We start from the raw sequence: 24,032 nt of genomic DNA, 5'->3' as shown, positions 1-24,032 counted from the left end.
GTCGTTGTTCGAGTTGTCGTGTGCAGGCGCATCACATCCTCTTGCCCTTCTTCGGCTTGAACGCCTTCTGCGTGCCTTGCGAGCTGACGCGGCAGCACTTCTTGTCGGGCGGGATGTTGGCGGACTTCACGTGGTAGTTGTCGAGCTGCTCCTGGATGCACTCCTTGGAGCAGTGCGGAAACACGGCGTTGACCGATTCGGCGCCGCAATCCGACAGCGTGCTGTAGGCCACCTTCTGGTTGGTCTTCAGGCCGCGCGACTTGCGTGCCGCGATGTAGGCGTTGCCGAGCCGGCCGTGCTCCTTCAGCGGGTAGGGCGACTTGGATTCCCACTCGTTGTGGACCTCGCCCTCGGCGCACACCGTCGGGGCGGCGTCCTGGTTGTAGCCCTTGGTGTCGTTGTTGAGCGGCTCGCCGCGCGGGCGCGTGCCGCCGCCCGGCAGTGCGGAGCGGGTCTTCGAGAACTCCTGCACCGGCACCACGTGGTGGCCGGTTTTTCCGTCGCAGCACTTGGCGGCGTTCGGCTTGTCGACCGTCTTGGCGGTGGCGTTGAAGGGCACCAGCATGCATTGCCGGGCCTTTTGGCATTTCGGATCGGAGCACGGGTCCTTGCCGCCCTTCTTGTGCGGCGTGCAGTTCTTGCAGGCCTTCTTCTCGTTCTTGATCTCGTCCTTGCAGGGGCCGGTCTCCTTGGTGACCGATTGCTTGGCGATGAACGGCCAGGTGGGCGTGTCGCCTGGGAAGGAGGCGTGGTTGTGCGTGGTGAGGTCGAGATTGCGCACGACGTTCTCGCCCTCGACCTTCACGTCCATCGACCAGGCGTTGAAGTACACCTTGCCGGTGATCTTGCTGGTGACGACGCCCTTCTTCGGCGCACTGCCTGCCTCGTCGCCGGTGCTCTTCTTGAAGTACGACTTGTTCTTGAGCATCACCTCCTGGCCGCCGATCTTGACGGTGGTGGAGCCGTCGCTGGCATCGGAGTCCATCCCGGTGTTCGGGTAAGGGATGGGCACGCCGGGCGGCGTGGCCGGGGTCTGCGGCGGCGTGAAGCACACGTCGGGAAAGGCGCAGGTGGCCTTGCCCGAGCCGGCCTTGCACGACACCTCCATCCCGTTGGCGTAGACGTCGTTGGCCATCAGGCGCTCCGCTGCTGCAGGGTGAGGGCGGCCCGCTGCCCGCCGTCGTTCGACCAGTGGGCGAGGATGTGAGAACCTCTGGCGTAGCCCTTGTGGCAGGCGGCGTGCACCACCGCCACGAGGGTGGCGCCGCTCGCGGCTCCCACCTCGCCAGTGCATTCGGCCGGGTGCCAGATGTCGAACTCTTCCTTGCGCTGACGCAGCGTGCGCGAAAGGGCGAGCGCCGTTTCCTTGAAGTAGTAGTGTTCCCCGGAGCAGTCGGCCACGCGGAAATCCATGTCGCCCATGCTGAGGCCCGCGTCGGCGAGGCTTGCCTTGATCGCCTGCGACAGGCCGTCGGCCCGGAGCGGGAGTTCGCTGTCGATGTGCGCGGGCTCGGTCGCGAAGCCGATGCCGGTGCACAGCAGGTCGCTCGCAGCGGCGTGCTGTGCCTGGGCGACGCGCAGCGCACCGGCCGCTTCACCGGGCAGAAAACCGTTCGAGTTGGTGGCGTTGAGCAGGCGCCCTCGCTGGTCGTAGTGGCTCAGCGTCTCCCAGTTCAGGAGACTGTCGACGGCGACGATGAGGGCCTGCTCGATCGCTGGGTCTCGCATGAGGGATCGTGCCTGCGCGAGGGCGACCGCCACGCCGACCCGCCCGTGGGCAACGAGCACCGGCGGCAGGCGGAACACGACACCCAACTCGGCCTGGATCTCGTCTGCGAGTTGCTGGTCGAGCCACTCGGGCCGACCGGGGCGGTTGGCTTCGGCCACGCACAGCAGCAGCGGCACGTCGGCCCACTGGTTGCGCGGGATGTCGTGCATCGCCTCTTCGATGGCGAGCGCGGCCATCTTGGCCAGCCGGACCGAGCCGCGCCAGGGTTCGTCGAGCTGGACCTGATGGGCGACGATCCAGTCGCCGCCCGAATCGGTGAAGCGGGTCTCTCCGGCGTTCGACAGCTTGGCGCGGAAGGCCGCGCAGCTCTGGACCGCCGTGAGGCCGACCGAGGTGACGAGGCCGGTGCCCTTGATGGCCAGTGGCGTGCTCACGCGCCCACCTTGTCTTCGGCAGGGGCCGGGTCCATCGGCACCATGAGCACGGGCATCGGGAAGGAGACTTCCCGCTGCTGCCACCATTCGCGCCCCTTCTTGCCGACCATGACCTGCGCGATCTCGTGCAGGCTCTTCTTGAGCGGCACGCAGGTGCGCCAGGTCATGGTGTAGCGCTCGAGACTTCGGGTTCGAACACGATGGTGTCGAGCTGGGCCGTGAGGTCGTGCCGACCGCCGCCGACGGAAAACACGTGCACCGGCGCTTCGAAGTGCGGAAGCGTGAATTCGCGCAGTCCGTCGGGCGTGAGCCCGGTCAAGGACACGTCGAGGGGGCCGCTCGGAAGGGCGAGTTGCTGGTCTTCGGGCGCCGCTTGGTAGTAGCGCTCGTCGAAGTCGCGTGGCAGGAACGGGAAATCATCGGCCAGCCACTTGTCGTCATAAGTACCGGCAAACCTGGAGCGCGACGACCACACCCGGCCCAGCGGGCCGAAGGCCATCGGGTGGTAGCGGTTGTTGGGGAAGCTCACCGGCGCGCCGGTCTCTTCGGTATTGGGCAGGGGCTTGCCGTCCACCCATTCGTTCTTCAGGTGCTTGTGCCACCCGCGCCCCACCGGATTGGGCAGGTAGGCATCGTGCTCGGCCTCGTCCTTGCTGTTGCGGTCGCTGCCGCCGAAGGCGCGGTCATAGGAGATCGGCATGCGCGAGAAACGCTGCGGCGACGAGGCGCGGATGCCGGTCAGGCCAGCTTCCCAGCTGCGGTCGCCGACCACGTCGAAGCTCTTCTCCAGCGACCCGACACGCAGGCCCACGCGCTGGCGCGTCACTTCGTAGCCTTCCGGCGCATAGGCCGCACCCGTCAGCAGCACGTCGCAGGCGCGCTTGCGGGGGGCGAAGTCGATCTCGTGCACGGGCGCGCTCAGCCCGGGCTCGCCGGTGAAGGTGTCGGCCAGCACGAGCGGCGCCTGCTTGTCGTGCAGGCGGAACTTCTCGCCCGGCTTTGGCAGCGCGAAGGTCCCCTTGATCACGACGACCAACAGCTCCTGGCCGTTCGGCTCCAGGCCCATGTTGAGGCCCGCCGTCATGCGGGTGGCGTTGAGGAGTTCCATGCGGTGGCGCTCTCAGTTGAGCTGCACCGAACCGCCCTTGAGCCGGTTCACGCCGGTGGAGCGGCTGGAGACATAGCTCCCCTGGATCAGCACCTTGCCCGCCTTGGTCAGCGTGATGCTGGCCTTGCCGCACTGGAGCACGAGCTCCTGCTTGGCGTTTACGACGAGGCGCTCGCCGTCGGCGTCGACCTGCACCTGGCCTGGGGCGTCGAGCGGGCGGTCGCCGGCCGCGCGCAGCACGCCCATCACGATGGGGCGGCCGGCGTCGCCGCCTTCGAACGACAACACCACCTGACGGCCGATGTGGGCGCCGTGCAGGTCGAGCACCGTGCGCGCACGCAGCGCGGCCGTGCCGGCCTGGCCGGGGAAGAGCACGAGCGGGGTGAGGCCGTCGTCAACGAGGGCGACGAGTTCGCCGACCACGACCTCGGGCAGCGGCGCAGGCGAGAGTGCCGCGGGGCGCTTGTCGATCAGCGAGGCCAGTGGGCTGGCGCCGGTGGGGGCCTCGGGCGCGTCGGCCAGCATCAGCTGCTCGTCGCTCAGGTGTTCGCGTTGCATGGCGTGCCTCGTGTTCAGTTCTGCAGGACCTTCGAGCCCTTCAGCGTCACGTCGCTGCTGGCCTTCACGTTGATCTTTCCGGAGCCGTCGAGGGTGATGTCCTTGCCCTTGATGGTGATCGTGCCGTCCTTCTTCATCGTGATGCTCGCACTGCCCGTCTTGATGGTGATGGAGTCGGCGGCCGTGATGGTGAGATTCTTGCCGACGGTGAGCGAATCGTCTTCGCCGATGGAGGTGGCACGCTTCTTCGCAACCGACGTGCTCTGTGCGCCGCCGACGGTCAGGCTGCGGTCGGAGCCGATGGAGTTGCTCTGCTTGGCGCCGACGCTCGTGGACTGGTCCGAGCCCACGCTGATGTTCTGCTTGCTGCCGACCGTGAGCGTCTGGTTCGAGCCGATGTCGATCGTCTGGTTGGAACCGATCGTGATGCTCTCGTTGCTACCGACCGACTCGGTGCGGTTGGCGCCGATGGTGATGGTCTCGTCGGAGCCGACCGTCTCGGTGCGGTTGCTGCCGATGTCGATGGTTTCGTTGCTGCCCACCGACTCGGTGCGGTTGGCGCCGATGCTGATGGTCTCGTCGACCCCCACCGACTCGGTGCGGTTCTTGCCGATGGTGATGGTTTCGTTGTTGTCCACCGTCTCCGTGCGGTCGTGGTGGACGGTGATGGTCTCGTCGTTGTCGACCGTCTCAGTCCGGTCATGCTTCACATGCACCGTCTCGTCATGGTCGATCGTCTTCGTGCGGTCATGCCCGACCCAGTGCGTCTCGTCGTTCTCGACCTCGATGTCCTGGTTCTTCTCGGCGTGGATCCACAGCTGCTCCGAACCCTTCTTGTCTTCGAAGCGGATCGCATTGGCATTCGCATACGCGCCGCCCTTCGACGAGCGCGTGAGGATGCCGCTCTGCGTGGCGTTGGCCGGCAAATCCCACGGGGGCATCTGCTCGGCGTTGTAGACGCGGCCGGTGATGAGCGGCTGGTCGGGGTCGCCTTCGAGAAAGCCGACGACCACCTCCTGCCCGATGCGCGGGATGTGGATCGCGCCGAAGTTCTTGCCGGCCCACGGGTGCGACACACGCACCCAGCAGCTGCTCTTTTCCTTCAGGTCTTTCTTCTTGGCCTCGCGGTCCCAGTGGAACTGCACTTTCACGCGGCCGTACTTGTCGGTGAAGATCTCTTCGCCGCCGGGGCCCACCACCACGGCCGTCTGCGGGCCTTGCATGAAGGGCTTGGGAGTCTTGCGCAAGGGGCGGAACTGCTGCGATGAGGGAATGGCCGTGAAGTCGCAGTGGAAGGTGTTGCCGCCGGCTGCGCCCGATTCGTTGGCGGCCACGCTGGCGTGCATCGAGGTCGAGGTGACCAGGTACTCGGCGTTCTGGTCGTCGCGCGGGTGCTTGGTGAGCTTGAGCAGGCGGCCCACTTCCACGCTGTGGCCGTTGGACGCGGCCTGCACCAGGTGGAAGCGCGACTGCTCCTCGTCGAGCCGGTCTTCGACCAGCTGGGTGCCGTCGGCGGCCTGGATGTAGTCGCCCTGGTAGTCGAAGACCTCGGAGTCGGCCAGCTCGTGGTCGCGCTTGGTGTCTTTCTGCACCACGAGGTCGACCGACGGGCGCTCGAAGTCGTAGCTGTCGAGCACGGTCTTGCCGGGGCGGATCTCGCGCGAGAACGACCAGCGCGACACGGCTTCGGTGTCGGGCGGCGCGGCCCCGTCCTCGTAGAACGGCAGGCTGTCATGGCCGGCGGGCGCATCGTGCGCGCTGCGCGAGTCGACGAGCACCAGCTTGTGTTCGCCTTCCTTGTGCTCGAAGTAGAAGTAGATGCCTTCGTGCTCCAGCAGGCGCATCACGAAGTTGAGATCGCTCTCGCGGTACTGCACGCAGTAGGTCCACTTGCGGTAGCTGCGGAAGAGGTTGAACTTGAAGTTGGCGGCCTTGTGGTCTTCGAAGACCTTCTTGACGATGTCGGGCACCGTCATGTCCTGGAAGATGCGGCAATCGGCCGTGCGGCTCAGGAACCACAGCCACGGCCGAACGGTGGCGCGGTACTGGTAGTGGCGGCCCTGGTGGCCCACCATCGCGAAGCGGGTGACGTAGCCGTGGAAGTGGCGCTTGCTGTCGCCGCCCAGGTGCACGTTGACGGTGACGCCCTTGCCCAGCAGGTCTTTCGGGTCGATGCCGGCCTTGGGGCTCAGCACGCCGAGCTGCATGTCTTCGAGCACGCTCAGGCCGGCCGTGGCCGTCATCGACTCGAACATCAAGTCGGCCGGCGGAAGGGGAGAAGTCAGCGTGATCGGTGATGGCATTGGGGGCCTGCCTGGTGTTGCGTTGACAGCGGGTGTGGACGCTTGCCGTGACGATAGGGCGCGGTGCCCGGGGCGTTAAGCGACGAAAGTCACCCGATCCCCTATGCGTGGCAGGCGATGCACACGCTCTTGTTACCGGTAGTGACGCCAGCTCGGCGCCTGGCTGCGCGCCCAGGCAAGCTGCGCCGCGCTGTAGCTGGCCAGCGGCGCGATGGAGAGGGTCGTGCCTGCGCTCACCAGGTTGGGGTTGGGCCCGATCCTGGCCTTGTTGAGGTCGTAGATCAGTGGCCACAGGTCGAGGCTGCCGTACTCGGCCAGCGCGATGGCCGAGAGCGAGGAGTTGTGCGCCACGGTGACGGTCTTCGAGGCGGTCGGCGCAGGGCCGCTGCTGGCCGGCATCACCGACATGTAGAGCGCCGGCGATCCGCTCTCGGGCAGCTTGGGCCGGCCCACGCCATCTTCGAGGAAGGCGATGTGCGCGGCGACCCAGATGTCCATTGGGTTGCCACCACCGAAGCTGGAGCCTGGCACCTTCGCCTTGAGCGCGGCATCCCAGGTGCGCAAGGTGCGGCCCTGGTACACATTGGCCAGGATCACCGGGTTGCTGCGCACGTCGTCGAAGCCGTGCTGAGCGGCCAGGTCGGCAATGGCGGCCATGATGGCGGCGATGTAGGTGATGGCGCCTTGCGTGGTGGAGAGGATCGCCACGCGGTTCTCGAAGCTTTGCGGCGGCAGGTAGCCGTACTCCTCGACCTCCTTGGCGCTGGTGTCCACACCCGCGTCGCCGATCGGCAGCTTGAGGCGAATCAGGGACCAGGCCGTCTTCACCGGCGCACGACGGTTGCCGTAGTAGGTGTGGACCTTGCCTTCGCCGACCGAGAGCTTGGTCTTCGGGTCGCGGATCACGTTCTCCAGCATCTCCCACGCGATGGCGCCGGCAATGGCACGGCGGTCGACGCGAAAGCGCTGCTCGGCATCGGCGATCAGGTGCTGATGCGCGCGCAGCCAGGCCAGCACCTGCAGCTCAGCCGGGTTGAGGCCGACGAGGGTGGTCGGCACCGGCGCGTAGCTGGAGCGGATCTCGTACGACACGTCTTCTTCGGTCACGGTCACAGGCGCGGGCGACGCGGTGAGGGCGAGCGTGCCGTCGGCCACGTTGACCGGGGCTTCTTCCTGGCAGAGGTAGCCGGGGAGGGATTGGTTGCCTGACATGGTGGTGCGGTCCCGGTGAAATGCGAGCGGCGTTGTCGCCTCAGGCCTGGGCCGGCGGCAGGGCGGCCGCGATCAACCAGCCGGCGACCGGCTGCCCGTTTTCCACGCGCAGCTGCTCTTCCTGCAGCGCGAGTTCGGCGAGGCCGGCCTGCGACAGCACGCGCCGCAGGTAGCCGCGGTGGTGCGCGTAGCGGCCGTGCGGCTGCAGCTTGTACGACTCGCCGCCCTCCGACTTCCACGCCTCCACGGTGAAGACGAAGCGCCCGCCCGGGCGCAGCGCTGCGGCGGCGGCGCGCATGGCGTCTTGCAGTTCACCGAAGTAGCACAGCGTGTCGGCGCAGATCAGCACGTCGAAGCGGCGCGGGTTGTCTTGCAGGTGCGCCACCAGCTCGGCGTGGGTGAGCTGGTCGTAGACGCGGCGGCGCTGGGCCTGGGCCAGCATGCCTTGCGAGAGGTCGCAGCCGCTCAGCTCGCGCGCCCACTCGCGCACGAGCGGCCCGCACAGGCCCGTGCCGCAGCCGAGGTCGTGCACGTCGTACTGCCGCGAGGGTGGCGCGAGCAACGACTGCAGCATCTCGGTCACGAGCTGGGGCGCGCGGTAGTCGAGCGCGGCGAGGTTGGCGTCGAAGGTGGCGGCAAACGCGTCGAAGGTCTTCTCGACGTAGGCGTCGCTCGCCCGCTCGGGCACGGTGCCGCCCACGCACGCAGCGAGGTGGTGGCGCACGACCGGGTTGTCGGGCTCGATGGCGAGCCAGGCGCGGTAGAGCCGGGCGGCGTCGTCGAGCCGGCCGCGGTGCACCAGCGCCTTGGGCATGGCGTTGCGCGCCTGCAGCTGCTTCGGCGCAAGCGCCACGCCGCGGCTGTGGGCCTCGAGCGCCTCGTCGATGTGGCCTTGCTCCACCAGCGCGAGCGACAGCGTGTACCAGGCGAGCGCGAAGTCGGGCCGGGCCTTCACCGCGCGCCGGCACAGCGCCTCGGCCTCGGCATGCTGGCGGCGCTTGCGCAGGAGCGTTGCGAGGTTGGTAAGCGCATCGACCTGGTCGGGCTGGAATGCGAGGCAATCGCGGTAGGCCTGTTCGGCTTCGTCGTATCGCTGCGTCTCGACCAGCACGTTGCCGAGGTTGTTGAGCGGGCCGGCTTCGCCCGGCAGGCGCACGATGGCCTGGCGGATCAGGCTCACGGCCTCTTCACTGCGCCCGCGGATGTGCTCCAGCACCCCGAGAAAGTGCAGCGCGTCGGGGTAGCCCGGCCAGCGCTGCAGGATGGACACGAGCAACGGCTCGGCCTGGTCGAGCTGGCCGCCGCGCAGGAGCGTCACGGCACGCTGCAGCAGCTGGCGCTGCGGCAGCGGCGTCTCGGGGTTGGTCCTGGGTCTAGTCGAAGGCATAGGCGAAATCCCCGTCGGCGACGGTGAGTTCCACCTTCTGGATCGGGGTACCGCTGGCCAGGCGTGACAGGTACTCGTGGCTGATGCGCGGCAGCACGGTGTTGGTGAGCAGCGCGTCGATCACGCGGCCACCGCTTTCGACCTCGTTGCAGCGGCTGACGACGAGCTGCACCACCTCGTCGTTGTAGAGGAAGGGAACGTCGTGGTTGCTCTCCACGCGCTTCTTGATGCGGTTGAGCTGCAGCTTGACGATGCGCGCCATCATGTCCGGGCTCAGCGGGTAGTACGGGATGGTGACGATGCGGCCCAGAAGCGCAGCGGGGAAGACCTTGAGCAAGGGGTCGCGCAGCGCCTTGGCAATGGCGTCTGGCGAGGGCATCAGCTCCGGGTCCTTGCACAGGTTCATGATCAGGTCGCTGCCGGCGTTGCTTGTGAGCAGGATGATCGTGTTCTTGAAGTCGATCAGGCGGCCTTCGCCGTCTTCCATCCAGCCCTTGTCGAAGACCTGGAAGAAGAGCTCGTGCACGTCGGGGTGGGCCTTCTCCACCTCGTCGAGCAGCACCACGCTGTACGGTCGGCGACGCACGGCCTCGGTCAGCACGCCACCTTCGCCGTAGCCCACGTAGCCGGGGGGCGAGCCCTTGAGCGTGGAGACGGTGTGCGCCTCCTGGTACTCGCTCATGTTGATGGTGATGACGTTCTGCTCGCCGCCGTAAAGCGCTTCGGCCAGCGCGAGCGCGGTCTCGGTCTTGCCAACGCCCGAGGTGCCGGCCAGCATGAAGACACCGATCGGCTTGCTCGGGTTGTCGAGGCCGGCGCGCGAGGTCTGGATGCGCTTGGCGATCATCTCCATCGCGTGGTCTTGCCCGATCACGCGTTCGCCCAGCAGCTTGGGCAGCTTGAGCACCGTCTCGATCTCGTTGGCGGCCATGCGGCCGACGGGGATGCCGGTCCAGTCGCCCACCACGCTGGCGACCGCCTGGTAGTCGACGGTGGGCAGGATGAGCGGGCTCTCGCCTTGCAGCGCGGTCAGTTCGGTCTGCACCTTCTTCAATTCTTCGAGGGCGGCGGCACGTTCGCTGTCCGACAGCTTGGGCACGTCACTCGCGGCGATCTCGGCGCTCTTTTCCAGCTTGCTGCCGGTGCCTTCCACTGGCTCCAGACCACCGCGCAGCTTGGCGCGCAGGTCGAGCAGCTTGTCGACTAGGCCCTTCTCGGCCTGCCAGCGGCTTTGCAGCTTGTCGAGCCGCGCACGCTCGGCGGTGAGCATCGCTTCGACTTCGGCCGAGCGCTTGGTGATGTCGATGCCGATCGCGCCTTCGCGGGCGATGATGCCGCGTTCGGTCTCCAGGGCTTCGATGCGCTTGCTGCAATCGTCGACTTCGGCGGGCGTGGCGTGCAGGCTCACCGCCACGCGGGCGCAGGCGGTGTCGAGCAGGCTCACCGACTTGTCGGGCAGCTGGCGCGCGGGGATGTAGCGGTGCGAGAGCTTCACCGCCGCTTCGAGTGCTTCGTCAAGGATTTGCACCTTGTGGTGCTTCTCCATCGTGGAGGCCACGCCGCGCATCATGAGGATGGCGCGCGGCTCGTCGGGCTCGTCGACCGTCACGCTCTGAAAACGCCGGGTCAGGGCCGGGTCTTTTTCGATGTGCTTCTTGTACTCGGCGAAGGTCGTCGCGCCGATGGTGCGCAGCTGGCCGCGTGCGAGGGCAGGCTTGAGCAGGTTGGCGGCATCGCCGGTGCCGGCCGCGCCGCCGGCGCCCACGAGCGTGTGGGTTTCGTCGATGAAGAGGATGATGGGTTTGGGCGAGGCCTGCACTTCGTCGATCACCGAACGAAGGCGTTGCTCGAACTCGCCTTTCATTGACGCACCGGCTTGCAAGAGGCCCACGTCGAGCGCGCGCAGTTCCACTTCCTTGAGCGAGGGCGGCACGTCGCCGCGCGCGATACGTTGCGCGAAGCCTTCGACCACCGCGGTCTTGCCCACGCCGGCTTCGCCGATGAGGATGGGGTTGTTTTGCCGGCGGCGCATCAGGATGTCGACCACTTGTCGGATCTCGTCGTCGCGGCCGACGATCGGGTCCATCTTGCCGCTGCGGGCCTGGTCGGTGAGGTCGGTGGTGAACTGCTTGAGCGCTTCCTGCTTGCCCATCGCGGCCGGCGAGATCGCGCCGCTGGCTTCACCGGGCGCGGCGCCCGACTCGCTCGCGACCTGCTGATCCTCGGGCGAGCCACCGACGATCTTCAGGAAGTTTTCGGTGAGGTCGTCGGTCTGGATCTTCTCGAACTGCTTGCTGATCGACATCAGCACGTTGCGCAGGCTCTTGGTCTTGAGCAGGCCAATGATGAGGAAGCCGGTGCGCACGTAGGTGCCGCCGTACATCAGCGAGCCGTAGACCCAGCCGCGTTCCACCGCGTCTTCGACGAAGGTCGACAGGTCGGTCACCGACGAGGCGCCGCGCGGCAAGCGGTCGAGCGAGTTCTGCAGATCGGCGACCAGATTCGACGCGTCCATGCCGTAGTGCTTGGCGATGCGGTGGATGTCGCTGTCCTGGTTCTGCAGGATCTGGAACAGCCAGTGCTGCAGTTCCACATACGGGTTGCCGCGCAGCTTGCAGAAGACGGTGGCGCCTTCGATCGCCTTGTAGGCGAGCGGGTTGAGTTTGCCGAAGAGGGCGGAGCGGCTGATTTCTGCCATGAGGGTCTCCCGTTCAGGTGGGTTGCGCCGCGAGGCGCGAGGGATGCAGATGGAGTTCCGCGCGGTCGGGGTGCGGTGTCTTGCGGCCGAGCCAGGTGGTGCGGCCGAGTTGCGCCTTGCCGCGCATGTCGAGCCTGGGCACTTCGCCGCCCTTGAGCACGAGGCGCACGTCCCACAGCAGCTCGAAACCCACAAGCTGGCGCATCCAGTCGCGCAGCTCGATGAGCGAAGGTTGGCCGGGCAGGAACTGCCGGTACTGATCGAGCGTGAGCGGGCCGACGTGCAGGCGCAGCTTGTACTGCCGATCCCACACCTTGGCGCCGGCCACCACCGAGACGCCCAGCGGCGCACTGCGGCGCGCACCGGGGCGGCCGAGGCGGCTGCGGTCTTCTGTGCGCAGCGGCATCCAGTGGCCCACGTAGGGCTCCACCCGGATGGGCACGTCGAAATACTGGCGCAGCACCTTGGAGATGGCCTCGGGGTTGCGCGTGCGGCTTGCAAGCTGGCCGGCGCTGTGGCGCTTGGCGGCGTCGGGCACGCTGTCGGCGCCGCGCATCGACGCCGGAGCCTGGCCGAACAGGGCGCTCACCCATTTGGCGAACTGGTCGTCGTGCGGGCGGTCGGCCTGCACGGTGGGTTGGTTCTGTGCCCAGGCGCGGTAGAAGAGCAGCAGCGCGCGGTGGTGGAAGACGTCGGCAAAGCGCGCGAACGTCGGGTCGGCATGGTTGCGCAGCCGGTCGCGGGCGTATTCGGTCAGGTGCAGCGGCAGCGGGCCCATCGGGCCGAAGAGGCCGAAGAAGCGGTTGCCGAGCCGCGGGCGCGCGCCGTCGGCCTTGAACGACATGATCGCCGCGGGCGCGAAGTCGAGTTCCGGGTCTTGCCCGAGCCGGATCGGCTCGACGCCGGGACGCAAGGCCTTGCCCAGTCGCGGCGCGTCGGGCGAGAGCGATTCGATCTGCCTCAGCACGGCGAAGAAATCATGCGCCCACGGCTGCTCGGCGAGCTGCGCGTACAGGCGGGCTCGGCGCTCGTTGAGTTGGCGCGCGTCCAAGGTCATCTCACAGCACTGCCTTTTCGCCGATGCGCGGCTTGGCGCGGAAGATCTCACCACGCGTGGCCGAGCGCAGCACCGTCTCGCAGAAGCTGTTGGTCGACGCGTGTCGGGCGAAGAGCTGGGCCAGCACCTGGCCGAGCAGGAAGGCACTCGAGCCCTGGAAGCCGAGTTCGTCGACCAGGGCGGTGACTTCGACACCGCAACCGAAGGTGAGCGGCCCCGGGAAGGGCAGCCGGCGCACCACCGACTTGGCTTCCACCCATTGCAGGCTTTCCACCTGCTTGGCCCAGGCGACGTCTTGTTCGGGCCCGTGCAGTGCGAGCAGGCTGCGCAGCGCGGCGGCGGCGCGCTTGGGGTCGTCGCCGGCGATGCTCAAGTAGTTGAGCGTGAGCAGGCTTACGAGCGACCAGCCCACGTCGCCGCGCGCGAGGCGTTGCACCGGGCGCGTGGGGCCGCGCAGCGTTTCGATGCGGCCGGCGGGGCCTGCGGCATCGAGCGTCCAGGTGGTGGCGTTGCCGGGCAGCAGTGTCGGCAGGTCGCGGTTGGTCACGAGCGCGGTGAGCGACAGCTGGCGAATGTCTTCGCGATACGGCGCCGCCTGCGGGTCGACCAGCGAGAGAAAGACTTCCTGGCCGACGTAGGCCGAGCGCGGCCCGTCCTGTCGCTGGCGCGACGACAGGAGCCGCGGCTCGCGCCGCACGGTGAAGTAGGCACCGTGGTTGCGCGATTCATCGTGGTAGCTCGCGTAGAGCGGCAGGAACTTCTGCTCGGCCACCTGCGCCGTGCCATATCCCGTCACCGACTCCAGCGTGTGCACTTCGTAATCCATGGGGCGCGTGCGGTCGGGCACCGCGTGGTGCTCCCAACTGTCGGTGCCGAGCTGGATGCGATCGAGCCGCTTGGGGAAGAGGTTGACGGCGGGGGTACAAAAGAGCGCGAGGCTGCCGGCGTCCACCAGCGATTCAAGGGCGGCGTCCCCACGCGAAAACAGAAGCACGATCTCGGCCTCGGCGCCATCGACCTGGTCGAGGCGGCGGGCGAGGTCTTGCACATCGAAGAACAGAAAGCGCTGCGGCATCGCGGCCAGTTCCTGCAGGAGGCGATGGCCGCTGAAGCCGCGCAGCGTCTCGGGCAGCAGGGCTTCGTCGTCGCGGAAGCCGAGCGGCTGCACCGAGTCGGCATCGGCAAAGCCCTGCATTGGGCGTTTGTTGCTGACCCAGGTGGCGACCGTGTTGCCGAGCACCAGCTCGTGCAGCCGGAAGGCCACCTCGTCGGGCGCCGAGATGTAGAGCGCCAGGCGTTCGAGCCTGAGCTGCTTGAAGTTCAGCCCACCATGCAGCCTGAGCTTGATGCGCAGGCCGCCCTTGACCTGGCGCACCACCGGCAGGTGGGCCAGCGGCAGGTCGGGCGCATGGGTGAAGTACTGCACCGAGGTGATCTCGATCGGCCACAGCGTCACGTCATGCGCGATGCGGAACTCGCAGCGCGTGTTCTGGCCGCGGGTGACTTCGGCGTTCAAGGCGGCGCCGCGCTTGAGCGTGAATCCCTTGGTGAGGTTCGGGTCGAGCGGGTCGGGCCGCATGCGCGCGACCACCATCGACGGCACCGGCGACAGGAAGCCGGGGTACACCGTCTCCAGCAGGTGCTGGATCAGCTTGGGTTGCTCGGCATCGAGCTTGAGCTGGATGCGTGCAGCGAGGAAGGCAAAACCTTCCAGCAGGCGCTCGACATACGGGTCGGTGACTTCCAGCCCGTCGAGCGACAGCCGCGACGCGATCTTCGGAAACTCCTGCGCAAACTCGGCGCCCACCTCGCGCAGGTGGGTCAGCTCGTCGTTGTAGTGGCGCAGGAGGTTGGGATCCATTGCGGAGGGGTGCGGGTCAGTGTGGTGGATTCTGTCGAACGCGTACGGGCTGAACAGCTACTTTGGTCACACCCGATCTGCCGAGGCGCGCTCAGCGCGCCACCCGCCGGCTCACGGCGCCACTGGCCATGTCACGCACTTCCACCTGGCCGGCCTCCAGGTCGACCTGGGTGCGCAGCAAGAGCTCCAGCGGTACCGGCTGCGCCCACATGAAGCCCTGGATCTCGAATTCGATGACGTTGTGGGTGTCGAGCACGCTCGATGCATCGAGCGCGGTGACCTGCAGCGAGTCTTCCATCACGCGCGGCTCGAAGCGCAGGATGGCCTGCTTGATGGCGCGCTCAAGCAGGCTCACGTCGATCTTCGACGCGAGCTGGCCCGACATCGCGGGCAGGCCGAAGTTGAGCACCGAGTCGGCCGCGGCGGGGAAGCGCTTGGCGAGTTCCTTGTCGAGCGGCTGCACCGAGTTGAGCAGCCACGACAGGTCGCGCAGCACCGCTTCGCGGATCTGCGCCTTGTTCATCACACGGTGGTCTTCGGCCTCGACGCGCGACAGCGGCGCGGTGTCGGTCAGCCGGTCCAGCAGGACGGGTTGCAGCCGATCCCGGGTGTTGAAGCTCATGCGGCCGGGGTGAGCTTGATCTCGCGCACTTCGAGCAGGCCGAGAACTTCGGCACTGCTGGTGGAAATCACCCGCTGGCCGAGACCCGCGTACTGGTCGGTGCCGGAGGGCAACCACTCGGTGGCGCGCGCCAGCTTGAACTTGCCGTCGGGTTGCTCGCGCGTGCCGGGGTAGCAGGTCGGAATGAGCGCGACCGATTCGCCACCGTTGGCGAAGGTCAGGTGCGCGGGGGCCCAGACCATGTCGCGCAGGTCTTCGGGTTCTTCGACGTGGACGGCCAGCAGCGCGTCGAACGGCACCCAGGTGTAGCGCCCGTTGAGCACCACTTCGAGCACCGGGCCGAGGCGCGAATCGGCGTCGGCGATCCAGTCGAAGGCTTCGCCGTTGATCGTGCCGGCGGTGGTGGGGGCCGCCTCGAAGGCCTGCGCGCGCAGCGCTTGTGCCTGCTCCGGCTGGCCCTGCGTGTCGTGCGCGAGCGCCTGGATCAGCAGGGCGATCCACTCCGAGGGCTTGCCGAAGACGACCGGCGTCGTCTTTCCGGCGAACACCGCGCCACGCACCGCCTCGCACTTGATGGCCTCGCGGTAGGTGTTGACCATCGCCAGCGTGCTGGCGTCGAGCTGTCCGCAGACGTCGAGCTGGGCCATCGCCCGTTCCCACTGGCCGAGCACGGCCAGCAGCTGGAACAGGAAGACGCGCAGCTTGGCGTCGCCCGGTTTGTCGCGCACCTGCTGCTGCAGCAATTGCAGGGCGGCTTGGGGGTCGCCCGCGGCGACGAGTTCCTGGGCGGTGGCCATGTGGGTGTCTCGGTGGTTGAAGACTCAGTTGTTGAGGATTTCGTCTTCGAAGGTCATCGACGCGCCGCGGCTTCCGGCCGCCTTCTGTGGCCGGTATTCGACCGACACCTTGTTGAACTGGATCGTGACGCTCTCGATCGTGTTGCCGCTTTCGTCGGTGGAGTGGTCCACCGAGGAGATGCGGGCCTTCTGCAGCGTGACGAGAAAGTAGTCGATCTGCTCCGAGCCAGCCTTGCGCATGGTGAGCTTGGCTTCCTTCACTTCGTCGTTGGTGGCAAGGGCTGCCATCAGCGCGGTGGTGGCGGAGTCGATCTGCTTGATGACCGTCAGGCCCTTGTAGGCGCGGCGCGAGGTGGCTTGCGTGGAGCCCAGCGCCGAGGTGGCCGACACGCCCCAGTGCCATCCCTTGACGACGATGTCATCTTCATGGCCGGGGTTCAGGGCCTCGCCCTTGACCTTGCCGGCACGCTTGGTCTGAACGCTCAGGAAGATGTCGGAATGGGACGCAGCGGCGGATGGCATGTGAAACCTCGACAGGGGCGGGACAGGGTGGCAATGCGAGGGTCGCCCGGGGGTGGCCCCCGGACGACCCATGCATCAGCAGGGCCGGGCGATCAGGTGATCTCGGTGGTGGCGTTGTTCCAGCCGAACTTCACCTCGCCGGTGAGGCCGCCCTTGTCGTCTTGCGCCTTGTAGGCGAAGTCGATCTGCTTGTACGAGAAGGTGATGCTCTCGACGATGTCGCCGCCCGAGCTGCCCGAAGGCTGCACCGACTTGATGAACACTTCCTTGAACTTGACGATGAGGAAGTCCTTCTGGCCTTCGCCAGCCTTGCGCGAGGTCATGGTGACTTCGGGGAAGTGCTTGCCCGAGGCGCAGTACTTGGCCAGCACCGGCGAGCCCTTGTCGTACAGGTGGGTGATGTGGAAGTCGCCCGGCGTGGCCTTGCCCTTGCCCGAGCCGCCGCCCGCGCCGACGCTGTCGTTCGAGACGCCCCAGGTCCACGACAGGACTTCGATCTCGCCCTTGTGGTCCTTGTGGGTGGCTTCGCCTTCAACGCCGGCGAATTTGATGTGGGTGTCAATGGATGCCATGAAAATTTCTCCTTGGGGTCAATGTTGAGGAAACGAGGATGCTGGTACTGGGACGCAAAAAGCGTGGGTCGCAAAAGACGAGAGCTTGTGTCGTCTGGGTTGTTTGAGCTTCAGGCTGCCTTCTGCGAGGGCAGTTTGGAAACGAGGCGCAGCGACACCGTCAGCCCTTCGAGCTGGTAGTGCGGCCGCAGGAAGAACTTGCTGCTGTAGTAGCCGGGGTTGCCCGGGATCTCTTCGACCACCACCTCGGCGGCCGCCAGCGGCTTCTGGGCCTTGGTGGTCTCCGACGAGTTGGCGGGGTCACCGTCCACGTAGTTCATGATCCAGCTGTTGAGCCACTTGGCCATGTCGTCCTTTTCCTTGAAGGAGCCCACCTTGTCGCGCACGATGCACTTCAGGTAGTGCGCGAAACGGCAGGTGGCGAAGAGGTAGGGCAGGCGTGCGGCCAGGTTGGCATTCGCTGTGGCGTCGGGGTCGTCGTACTCGGCCGGCTTCTGCAGCGACTGGGCACCGATGAAGGCGGCGAAGTCGCTGTTCTTGCGGTGCACCAGCGGCATGAAGCCGTTCTTGGCGAGTTCCGCTTCGCGCCGGTCGCTGATCGCGATCTCGGTCGGGCACTTCATGTCGACGCCGCCGTCATCGGTCGGGAAGGTGTGCGTGGGCAGGCCTTCCACCGCGCCGCCCGACTCGATGCCGCGGATGCGCGAGCACCAGCCGTACATCTTGAACGAGCGGTTGATGTTGACCGCCATCGCGTACGCCGAGTTGGCCCAGGTGTACTTGGTGTGATCGGCGTTGGCGGTGTCTTCCTCGAAGTTGAACTCTTCGACCGGGTTGGTCTTGGCGCCGTAGGGGATGCGTGCCAGGAAGCGCGGCATCGCCAGGCCGATGTAGCGGGCGTCGTCGCTCTCGCGCAGCGAGCGCCAGGCGGCGTATTCGGGCGTGGTGAAGATCTTGGTGAGGTCGCGCGGATTGGCGAGCTCCTGCCACGACTCCATCTGCATCAGCGACGGGCCACCGGCGGCGATGAAGGGGGAGTGCGCGGCCGCGCAGACTTTCGACATTTCGCCCAGCAGCTCCACGTCGGGCGGGCTGTGGTCGAAGTAGTAGTCGCCGACGAGGCAGCCGAAAGGCTCGCCGCCGAACTGGCCGAACTCTTCCTCGTAGACCTTCTTGAAGATCGGGCTCTGGTCCCAGGCGGTGCCCTTGTAGCGCTTGAGCGTCTTGCCGAGCTCGGCCTTGCTGATGTTCATCACGCGGATCTTCAGCATCTCGTCGGTCTCGGTGTTGTTCACCAAGTGATGCAGGCCGCGCCATGCACTCTCGAGCTGCTGGAACTCGGGGTTGTGCATGATCTGGTTGATCTGCGAGCTGAGCTTCTGGTCGAGCTCGGCGATCATGGCCTCGATCGAGGCGACCACGTCGCTGCCGATGACCTTGGTGTTGGCCAGCGCCTGTTGCGCGAGCGTGAGCACCGCGTTCTCGACGGCCGACTTCGCCTCGTCGCTCTTGGGCTTGAATTCCTTCTTCAGCAGCGATGCGAAATCACCGCCCTGGAACTCGACACCCTGCAGGGCCGACGATTGACCTTGTGTTTCTGCCATTTCGTTTCTCCGTGTTCAGTGCGTTGCGGGCTTACTCGGCCTTGGGTTCGTCGGTGGTCTTCTTTGCAGAAGCCAGGCTGTTCAGCAGCGCCGGGTCGGAGATGACCTTGGCCAGCAGTTCCTCGGCGCCGGTCTTGCCGTCCATGTAGGTGATGAGGTTGGACAGCTGCTGGCGGGCGGTGAGCAGCTGGTTGAGCGAGTCGACCTTCTTGGCCACGGCGGCGGGCGAGAAGTCGTCCATGCTCTCGAAGGTGATGTCGACCGAGAGGTTGCCCTCGCCGGTCAGGGTGTTGGGCACCTGGAAAGCCACGCGCGGCTTCATCGACTTCATGCGGCTGTCGAAGTTGTCGACGTCGAAGTCGAGCAGCTTGCGTTCGGCCACCGGGGGCAGGGGCTCCGACGGCTTGCCCGACAGGTCAGACAGCACCCCCATCACGAAGGGCAGCTGCACCTTCTTTTCGGCGCCGTAAGAGCTCGACGTCGTATTCGATCTGGACGCGCGGAGCGCGGTTGCGGGCGATGAACTTCTGACTGCTGGTGGCCATGGTGGAACTCCTCTACAGGTTGTTCGGGAAGACGAACGGGTGACTCGAAGGTTTACTCGTTTTGCGTGCCGGCGATGTTTTCGATCTGGTCGATGCCGGCAGGCGCCAAATCTCTGATGATTTCCAGGAAGTTCTTGCCCATCAGGCGCTGCGCGCGGCGGATGAGCAGCGGGGCGGGGTTGGTGGGCTCGTTCTTTTCGAGCCACTCGCAGGCGCGGTCGAGGCTTTTCAGCACGTCTTCGCGGCTGACGATGGTGCCGGGCGTGCCGCGCACCGGGGCGGCGCCCGCGGCCGCGGTTTGACCGTCTGCGCCGGGCTGCCCCTCGGAGGCGCTGCCACCTTGGGCCTGTTCGGCGGCCGTGGCCAGCGCCTGGGCCAGCACGCGCAGGGGGCGCAGCTCGGGGCCCTGGGCGCCGCCGACCTTGTCGATCAGCAGCTTCTCGATGCGGGTGACGTCTGCGTGCAGCTGCTTGAGCGAGGCCAGTGTGCCGGTGGCCTGGCTTTCAGCGGCCTGCAGCGCCTGCAGCATGCCGTCGGCGCTTGGGACCGTCTCGTCGGCCAGAGGCTCGGTCTTGCCGAAGGCCAGCTCGATCTCGCGCACGGTGATGGCCGGCCGGCCGCCGCCGATGGACGCGGCGCGCAGGTCTGCGAGGCCGGCGCCGGTGTCGACCAGCGGGGCCAGCGCGTTCAGGCGCATGGTGGGGTCGTTGTTGTCGTCCGCGTCGAGCGCGGGGTAGACGTGGTCCCAGTGGCGCTCCAGCAGGCCGGCGATCAGTGCGATGCCGCTCGCATAGGCCGTCACCCCCTTCAGGCGGGCGCTGGCGCGGGCCAGGTGCACGGCCACGCGCACGTCGCGGGTGCGGCGGGCGAGTTCGAGGGCCTGCTCGCTCACGGCGCGCCAGTCGGGGCCCTCGGCCGCGATCACGGTGTCGCCGAACTGCTGCTCGGGCTTGCCGCGGGCGGCTTCTTCGAGGGCCAGGAAGGCGGGGTCGTATTCCAGGTCGGCACCACAGGGGGCGTCGTCGCCGAGCGAGGCCAGCAGGTCTTCGACGGGGAGGGCGTTCATGTGGTGCTGTTTGTGGTTTTGATCACGATGGAGTGGACTGTAGGAAGCCGCGCTCCGAGCGGCATCAGCCGAAAGTCATCTGCCCGGCGTGACCTTCGTCCGGCGAGATCAGAACGCCGAGCATGAGCCGCCGTCGGTCACGTTGAGGCAGCCCGAGAGCTGCGGCTGGTTGCGCACCTTGCCCCATTCGGAGGCGAGCGGGTCGCTCTGGCCACCCGTCACCAGCCCGCCCCGCACCACCGACGCGGCGGTGCAGATGTAGGGCTGGTCGAGGTTGCTTCCATAGACGTCGGACGCCATCTCGGTGTGGAAGGCCGACTGCAGCATGTGCCGGGTGATGCCCGGACGCAGCGTCAGCGTGGAGCCAGTGAAGGCGAGCGTGTAGCCGGTGGGCGAAGCCAGCGTGCCGGCGCCAATGCTGTACTGCCCGAGCGTGCCGGTCGGCGTGGTGGCGAGGAGGCCGCTCAACGCCTGTCCGGCCGTGTCTCCGTTGACCAGGCCGCTCACCGAGAAGGTGAGCGGCGGCAGGGCCAGGTCGGCAAAGCCGGTGAGCGGGTCGGCGGTCACCGTGAGGGTGGGCTGCGTCGGGTGCAGCAGCTGGTTGCCGCTGGTCGGGCGGGCGATGCCCGAGACGCTGCAGGTCGCGGTGTCGCCGAACACGCAGCCGTAGAGGTTGGTGGCGCTGCCGGCACCGGGCGCGTTGACAACGGTCGGGGCCCAGACGTTCCAGCGCCCGCTGCTGCTGGCCGAGGTGAGCGTGGCGCCGGCGGCGAAGGTCACGCTGGTGGGCGAGACGATGTCGAGCTGTGTCGCGCCGCTGCCGGTCATCTGGATCGGCTGGTTGACCGCGACGGCACCACCCGCCTGCAGCAGCGCAGTGGTGCCGCCCAGGCTCGTGGTGATGGCCAGCGGTGCGAAGCTGCTGCTGGCGGCATCGAAGGTCTGGGCCGTGGCGGCACCGACGGTCAGGCCGCCGCCGGTGCGCACGGTGAGGGCGGCCGGTGGGTCGAAGGCCAGGTTGCCGGCGATCTGGTTGGTGGCCGAGTTCAGGTTGACGGTGCTGGCCGCACCGCCGCGCACCACCAGGTTGTTGACGCTCACGCCGCTGGCGGCCTGGCTCACGTTGCCGGTGGTGAGCAGCGCCAGGTTGCCCAGCGTGTTGCCGCTGCCGAGGGTGATGCCGGCCGAGCCGGTGCCCTCGTTCTGCAGCGTCACGGCCACGCCGGCATGCGAGGTGAAGGTGTTGGTGTCGACCACGATCGCGCCGGTGTGGCCCTGCGAGCCGATCACCGTGCCGAGGCCGGCGCTGATGCTCGCGGCCTGCAGGAGCGGCGCGCTGACCACGAACGTGGCCGCGCCGAAGTTGGAGCCGATCGGCCGCAGCGTGATCGGCACCGTGGGCTGCTCGACCAGCGCGCCGGTCGCGCTCACGCCCAGCGGCCGGATGTTGACGCCGCCGGTGGTGGCGATGGTCGGCCCGAGGCCGATCACGCCCAGCTCCAGCGAGCTGGCGCGGATGTCGGCGAGGGCGCCGATCACCACGTTGGCGCCGGTCGGGGCGCTGGTGGGCACGGCGGCGTTGGAGCGGATCACGAGGCCGCTGTTGCCGCTGATCTGGTTCTGGATGCCGGGGCCGATGGAGCCGCCGGTCGATTGGCCGGCGATGGTGACGGTGCCGGTCGAGGCGGTGCTCGCTGAGACCAGCAGGTCGCCCATGCGCAGGCCCACCGCGCTGGCGCTGGTGATGTTGGCGTCGTCGCCGCGGCCGGCCAGCGTCATCGAGCCAGTGCCGAGTTGCACGGAAGCGGTGCCGGTGTCGATGCCGATCAGCCCGGCGGTAGCCGTGTCGACACGGGTGGCGATGCCGCGGATGTCGATGAGCCCGCTCGCGGTGCCGATGCTGGCACCGTTGAGGTTGACGCCGGTGCCGTGGCTGGCTCGGCCGTCGACCGTCAGGTTGCCGAGCGTGAAGGTCGAGGCGAGGTTGACGCCGGCTGCCGCACCGGGGAAGGCGGCAGCCCGGCCGCGCAGCAGCACGTCGCCACGCGTGGTGCCCACGGTGTCGATGGTCGAGCCGACGATGCCGATGCCGGCCGTCGAGGTGTCGCCGCGCGCATAGCCGGTCGTCGGATCGATGCCGCCGCTCACCGTGAGGTTGCCGCCGCCGGTGCGCAGGGTGCTGTTGGAGATGAGCACGCTCCCGGTGCCGTTGCCGTCGAGGTCGCTGTAGAGGTTGATGCTGACCGGGCCGGCGCCGCTCGCGTCGAGGGTGGCGGTGTCGACGAGGATGTTACCGTTGGCCCGCAGCGTGAAGCTGGCCGGCGTGGTGCCGGTGCTGCGGGTGATGACGGTGCCCGGGGCGATGGTGATGTTGCCGGCCTGCGTGCCGGCGCCGCCGGCCTCGGTGGAGATGTCGATGCTGGTGCCGGCGTTGAGCGCGGCCGAGAGGTCGCTTGCCTGCACGTTGGCGCCGGGGCCGGTGGGGTTGAAGCTGCCGTTGACGGCGACCGGCGCGCTGCTGGAGATGGTGACGTCGTAGGGGTCGAGCGTCCATGAGCCGGCGCGGCCGCCCGCGGCGCGGGCACGGGCGTCGATGGTGGCGCTGCGGGCGAGGGTGCCGTCTTGCAGGGCGGTCGTCACGGCCATGCCCGAGGTTTCGATGGCGCCGCCATTGCCGCCTTCGGTGCCGCCGCGGGCGCGCAGGGTGCCGTAGGCCTCGGTCACGCCGAAATCGAGCCGGGCGACGGGGCTGGTGGCATTGGGGTTGTTGTACATCGCGCGCAGGCGGATCTGCCCGCCGTCGCCGCTGCCGGTGGCGTCGGCCGAGACGAGGGTGCCGGTGTCGAGCGTGATGGCGCGTGTCTGCGAGTTGCCGACGTCGATGCTGCCGCCGCCGCTGCGGCCGTCGGCGAGCAGGCGCGGGTGGGCTACGTCGCCGCGCTGCAGGCGGATGTCGGCGCCGAGCACGGTGATGCTGCCGCCGGCTGCCGCGGTGCTGCTGGCGGTGACCACGGCGCCTTCGGTGGCGAGCACGTCGCCGCTCGCGCCGGCGTCGATGTGGATGTTGCCGGCCGCGCCGGTGGCCGAATCGGTGCTCGCGGTGCCGGCGATGGAGATGAGGTCGCCGCGGCGGGTCTCGTCGCGTGGCTGGCCGCCGATGACGATGCTGCCGCCGCTGGCGAGGGTCTGCGAGCCGCCGCCGAGGCTGATGCCGGTGGTGCGCGCTTCGGCGGTGCCGGTGACGGCCAGCTGCACGAAGCCGCTGCTGCCGACCGGCCGCACGATGGCGTCGCCGGCGGTGGTGAGGTTGACGAGACCGCCCGGGGCGCTGATGACCCCGTCCTGCACCACGTTGGCCGTGCCCATCAACACGATCGAGCCGCCTTCGGTCACGCGGATCTGCGGGCGGCGGGGGTCGTCGGCAGCCATCACCTGCACGTCGCTGCCGGCGGTGGCGGTGAGGGCCAGGTCGTCGCCGCGCATCAGCCGCGCGTAGTTGGCGTCGCTCATCGAGGGGTCGAGGTCGAGGCTCGTGGCCACCAGCGAGCCCACGTTGACCTGGGCCCCCGGGCCGAACACCACACCTGCCGGGTTCAGCAGGAAGACCCGCCCGTTGGCCGTCATCGAGCCGTAGATCTCGCTCGCGCTCGGCCCGTTGCCGCTGCCCATCACACGGTTGACCAGCACGCTCTGCGTGTTGGGTTGGGTGATGTTGACGGCGGCCTGGCGGCCGATGGAAAAGCTGCTCCATTCGATCAGCGCGCGATTGCTCGTGCTCGCGGTCTGGTTGATCGTGAGCGTGTTGTTGGCCGGCGTGCCGACGGTGGCGTTGACCACGGCGCCGTTCGGGCGCAGCACCGGCAATGCGGTGGGCACCGGCTGGGCATGGGCGGCACCGAGGGTCAGCAGGGCAGCGATGGCGATGGGGGACTGTTGGAAGGCACGCATGGGTGGCTC

18 protein-coding genes and 1 pseudogene are annotated in these 24,032 nt (G+C 67.9%); all 19 read right to left on the bottom strand.

Going from position 1 to position 24,032, the window contains the following annotated elements; translation table 11 throughout:
• Positions 1-31: 31 nt before the first annotated feature.
• Complete coding sequence (locus LRS03_RS06205; RefSeq protein ID WP_257824521.1) at positions 32-1,135, bottom strand: PAAR-like domain-containing protein; 1,104 nt, start codon at positions 1,133-1,135, stop codon at positions 32-34.
• Complete coding sequence (locus LRS03_RS06200; RefSeq protein WP_257824520.1) at positions 1,135-2,163, bottom strand: hypothetical protein; 1,029 nt, start codon at positions 2,161-2,163, stop codon at positions 1,135-1,137. The genes LRS03_RS06205 and LRS03_RS06200 overlap by 1 nt, the downstream gene beginning before the upstream one ends.
• Positions 2,160-2,330: a hypothetical protein gene (locus LRS03_RS06195; protein WP_257824519.1), complete on the bottom strand. Its 171-nt coding sequence runs from the start codon at positions 2,328-2,330 to the stop codon at positions 2,160-2,162. The genes LRS03_RS06200 and LRS03_RS06195 overlap by 4 nt, the downstream gene beginning before the upstream one ends.
• Positions 2,327-3,271, bottom strand: a complete 945-nt coding sequence (locus LRS03_RS06190) for a DUF2169 family type VI secretion system accessory protein (protein WP_257824518.1) — start codon at positions 3,269-3,271, stop codon at positions 2,327-2,329. The genes LRS03_RS06195 and LRS03_RS06190 overlap by 4 nt, the downstream gene beginning before the upstream one ends.
• 12 nt (positions 3,272-3,283) lie before the next feature.
• Positions 3,284-3,829 carry a DUF6484 domain-containing protein gene (locus LRS03_RS06185; RefSeq protein ID WP_257824517.1) on the bottom strand — a complete coding sequence of 182 codons (546 nt, stop codon included), beginning with the start codon at positions 3,827-3,829 and terminating at the stop codon, positions 3,284-3,286.
• Between the two features lie 14 nt (positions 3,830-3,843).
• Positions 3,844-6,132: a type VI secretion system Vgr family protein gene (locus LRS03_RS06180; protein WP_257824516.1), complete on the bottom strand. Its 2,289-nt coding sequence runs from the start codon at positions 6,130-6,132 to the stop codon at positions 3,844-3,846.
• Between the two features lie 132 nt (positions 6,133-6,264).
• Entirely contained in the window at positions 6,265-7,344 is a 1,080-nt protein-coding gene (locus LRS03_RS06175; protein ID WP_257824515.1) for a LysM peptidoglycan-binding domain-containing protein, read from the bottom strand.
• Between the two features lie 40 nt (positions 7,345-7,384).
• Positions 7,385-8,731 carry a tetratricopeptide repeat protein gene (locus tag LRS03_RS06170; protein ID WP_257824514.1) on the bottom strand — a complete coding sequence of 449 codons (1,347 nt, stop codon included), beginning with the start codon at positions 8,729-8,731 and terminating at the stop codon, positions 7,385-7,387.
• Complete coding sequence (tssH, locus tag LRS03_RS06165; RefSeq protein ID WP_257824513.1) at positions 8,718-11,429, bottom strand: type VI secretion system ATPase TssH; 2,712 nt, start codon at positions 11,427-11,429, stop codon at positions 8,718-8,720. The genes LRS03_RS06170 and tssH overlap by 14 nt, the downstream gene beginning before the upstream one ends.
• A gap of 13 nt (positions 11,430-11,442) precedes the next feature.
• Positions 11,443-12,480 (bottom strand): type VI secretion system baseplate subunit TssG, encoded by a 1,038-nt coding sequence (gene tssG, locus LRS03_RS06160; protein ID WP_257824512.1) that lies wholly within the window; start codon positions 12,478-12,480, stop codon positions 11,443-11,445.
• Positions 12,481-12,487: 7 nt separating this feature from the next.
• Positions 12,488-14,347, bottom strand: a complete 1,860-nt coding sequence (gene tssF / locus LRS03_RS06155; protein WP_257824511.1) for a type VI secretion system baseplate subunit TssF — start codon at positions 14,345-14,347, stop codon at positions 12,488-12,490.
• 91 nt (positions 14,348-14,438) lie between these two features.
• Positions 14,439-14,969, bottom strand: coding sequence for a type VI secretion system baseplate subunit TssE (gene tssE, locus LRS03_RS06150; protein ID WP_257824510.1), 531 nt, complete (start codon positions 14,967-14,969; stop codon positions 14,439-14,441).
• Positions 14,966-15,766 (bottom strand): type VI secretion system accessory protein TagJ, encoded by an 801-nt coding sequence (locus tag LRS03_RS06145; protein WP_257824509.1) that lies wholly within the window; start codon positions 15,764-15,766, stop codon positions 14,966-14,968. The genes tssE and LRS03_RS06145 overlap by 4 nt, the downstream gene beginning before the upstream one ends.
• 24 nt (positions 15,767-15,790) lie before the next feature.
• Entirely contained in the window at positions 15,791-16,288 is a 498-nt protein-coding gene (locus tag LRS03_RS06140) for an Hcp family type VI secretion system effector (protein ID WP_257824508.1), read from the bottom strand.
• Between the two features lie 92 nt (positions 16,289-16,380).
• Complete coding sequence (locus LRS03_RS06135; protein ID WP_257824507.1) at positions 16,381-16,860, bottom strand: Hcp family type VI secretion system effector; 480 nt, start codon at positions 16,858-16,860, stop codon at positions 16,381-16,383.
• Between the two features lie 110 nt (positions 16,861-16,970).
• On the bottom strand, positions 16,971-18,464 hold the full coding sequence (tssC, locus tag LRS03_RS06130) for a type VI secretion system contractile sheath large subunit (protein ID WP_257824506.1): 1,494 nt from the start codon (positions 18,462-18,464) through the stop codon (positions 16,971-16,973).
• A 31-nt stretch (positions 18,465-18,495) separates the two neighbouring features.
• Positions 18,496-19,009, bottom strand: a pseudogene (tssB, locus tag LRS03_RS06125) (type VI secretion system contractile sheath small subunit).
• Positions 19,010-19,061: 52 nt separating this feature from the next.
• On the bottom strand, positions 19,062-20,075 hold the full coding sequence (gene tssA / locus LRS03_RS06120) for a type VI secretion system protein TssA (RefSeq protein ID WP_257824504.1): 1,014 nt from the start codon (positions 20,073-20,075) through the stop codon (positions 19,062-19,064).
• A 108-nt stretch (positions 20,076-20,183) separates the two neighbouring features.
• Positions 20,184-24,023 carry a beta strand repeat-containing protein gene (locus tag LRS03_RS06115; RefSeq protein WP_257824503.1) on the bottom strand — a complete coding sequence of 1,280 codons (3,840 nt, stop codon included), beginning with the start codon at positions 24,021-24,023 and terminating at the stop codon, positions 20,184-20,186.
• Positions 24,024-24,032 lie beyond the last annotated feature (9 nt).

The organism is Rhizobacter sp. J219, from assembly GCF_024700055.1.
Lineage (GTDB): Bacteria > Pseudomonadota > Gammaproteobacteria > Burkholderiales > Burkholderiaceae_C > Rhizobacter.
The sequence above is the reverse complement of the archived record's forward strand: the minus strand, read 5'-3'. Positions and strand labels throughout refer to the sequence as shown.

Excerpts from the sequence above, each read along its gene's own strand:
- tssH (WP_257824513.1), bottom strand. The coding sequence starts at position 11,429 with ATGGCAGAAATCAGCCGCTCCGCCCTCTTCGGCAAACTCAACCCGCTC.
- tssC (WP_257824506.1), bottom strand. The coding sequence starts at position 18,464 with ATGGCAGAAACACAAGGTCAATCGTCGGCCCTGCAGGGTGTCGAGTTC.
- LRS03_RS06115 (WP_257824503.1), bottom strand. The coding sequence starts at position 24,023 with ATGCGTGCCTTCCAACAGTCCCCCATCGCCATCGCTGCCCTGCTGACC.
- LRS03_RS06175 (WP_257824515.1), bottom strand. The coding sequence starts at position 7,344 with ATGTCAGGCAACCAATCCCTCCCCGGCTACCTCTGCCAGGAAGAAGCC.
- tssF (WP_257824511.1), bottom strand. The coding sequence starts at position 14,347 with ATGGATCCCAACCTCCTGCGCCACTACAACGACGAGCTGACCCACCTG.
- LRS03_RS06185 (WP_257824517.1), bottom strand. The coding sequence starts at position 3,829 with ATGCAACGCGAACACCTGAGCGACGAGCAGCTGATGCTGGCCGACGCG.
- LRS03_RS06170 (WP_257824514.1), bottom strand. The coding sequence starts at position 8,731 with ATGCCTTCGACTAGACCCAGGACCAACCCCGAGACGCCGCTGCCGCAG.
- LRS03_RS06190 (WP_257824518.1), bottom strand. The coding sequence starts at position 3,271 with ATGGAACTCCTCAACGCCACCCGCATGACGGCGGGCCTCAACATGGGC.
- tssE (WP_257824510.1), bottom strand. The coding sequence starts at position 14,969 with ATGAGCTTCAACACCCGGGATCGGCTGCAACCCGTCCTGCTGGACCGG.
- LRS03_RS06205 (WP_257824521.1), bottom strand. The coding sequence starts at position 1,135 with ATGGCCAACGACGTCTACGCCAACGGGATGGAGGTGTCGTGCAAGGCC.
- LRS03_RS06135 (WP_257824507.1), bottom strand. The coding sequence starts at position 16,860 with ATGGCATCCATTGACACCCACATCAAATTCGCCGGCGTTGAAGGCGAA.
- LRS03_RS06145 (WP_257824509.1), bottom strand. The coding sequence starts at position 15,766 with ATGGCCACCGCCCAGGAACTCGTCGCCGCGGGCGACCCCCAAGCCGCC.
- LRS03_RS06140 (WP_257824508.1), bottom strand. The coding sequence starts at position 16,288 with ATGCCATCCGCCGCTGCGTCCCATTCCGACATCTTCCTGAGCGTTCAG.
- LRS03_RS06180 (WP_257824516.1), bottom strand. The coding sequence starts at position 6,132 with ATGCCATCACCGATCACGCTGACTTCTCCCCTTCCGCCGGCCGACTTG.
- LRS03_RS06195 (WP_257824519.1), bottom strand. The coding sequence starts at position 2,330 with ATGACCTGGCGCACCTGCGTGCCGCTCAAGAAGAGCCTGCACGAGATC.
- tssA (WP_257824504.1), bottom strand. The coding sequence starts at position 20,075 with ATGAACGCCCTCCCCGTCGAAGACCTGCTGGCCTCGCTCGGCGACGAC.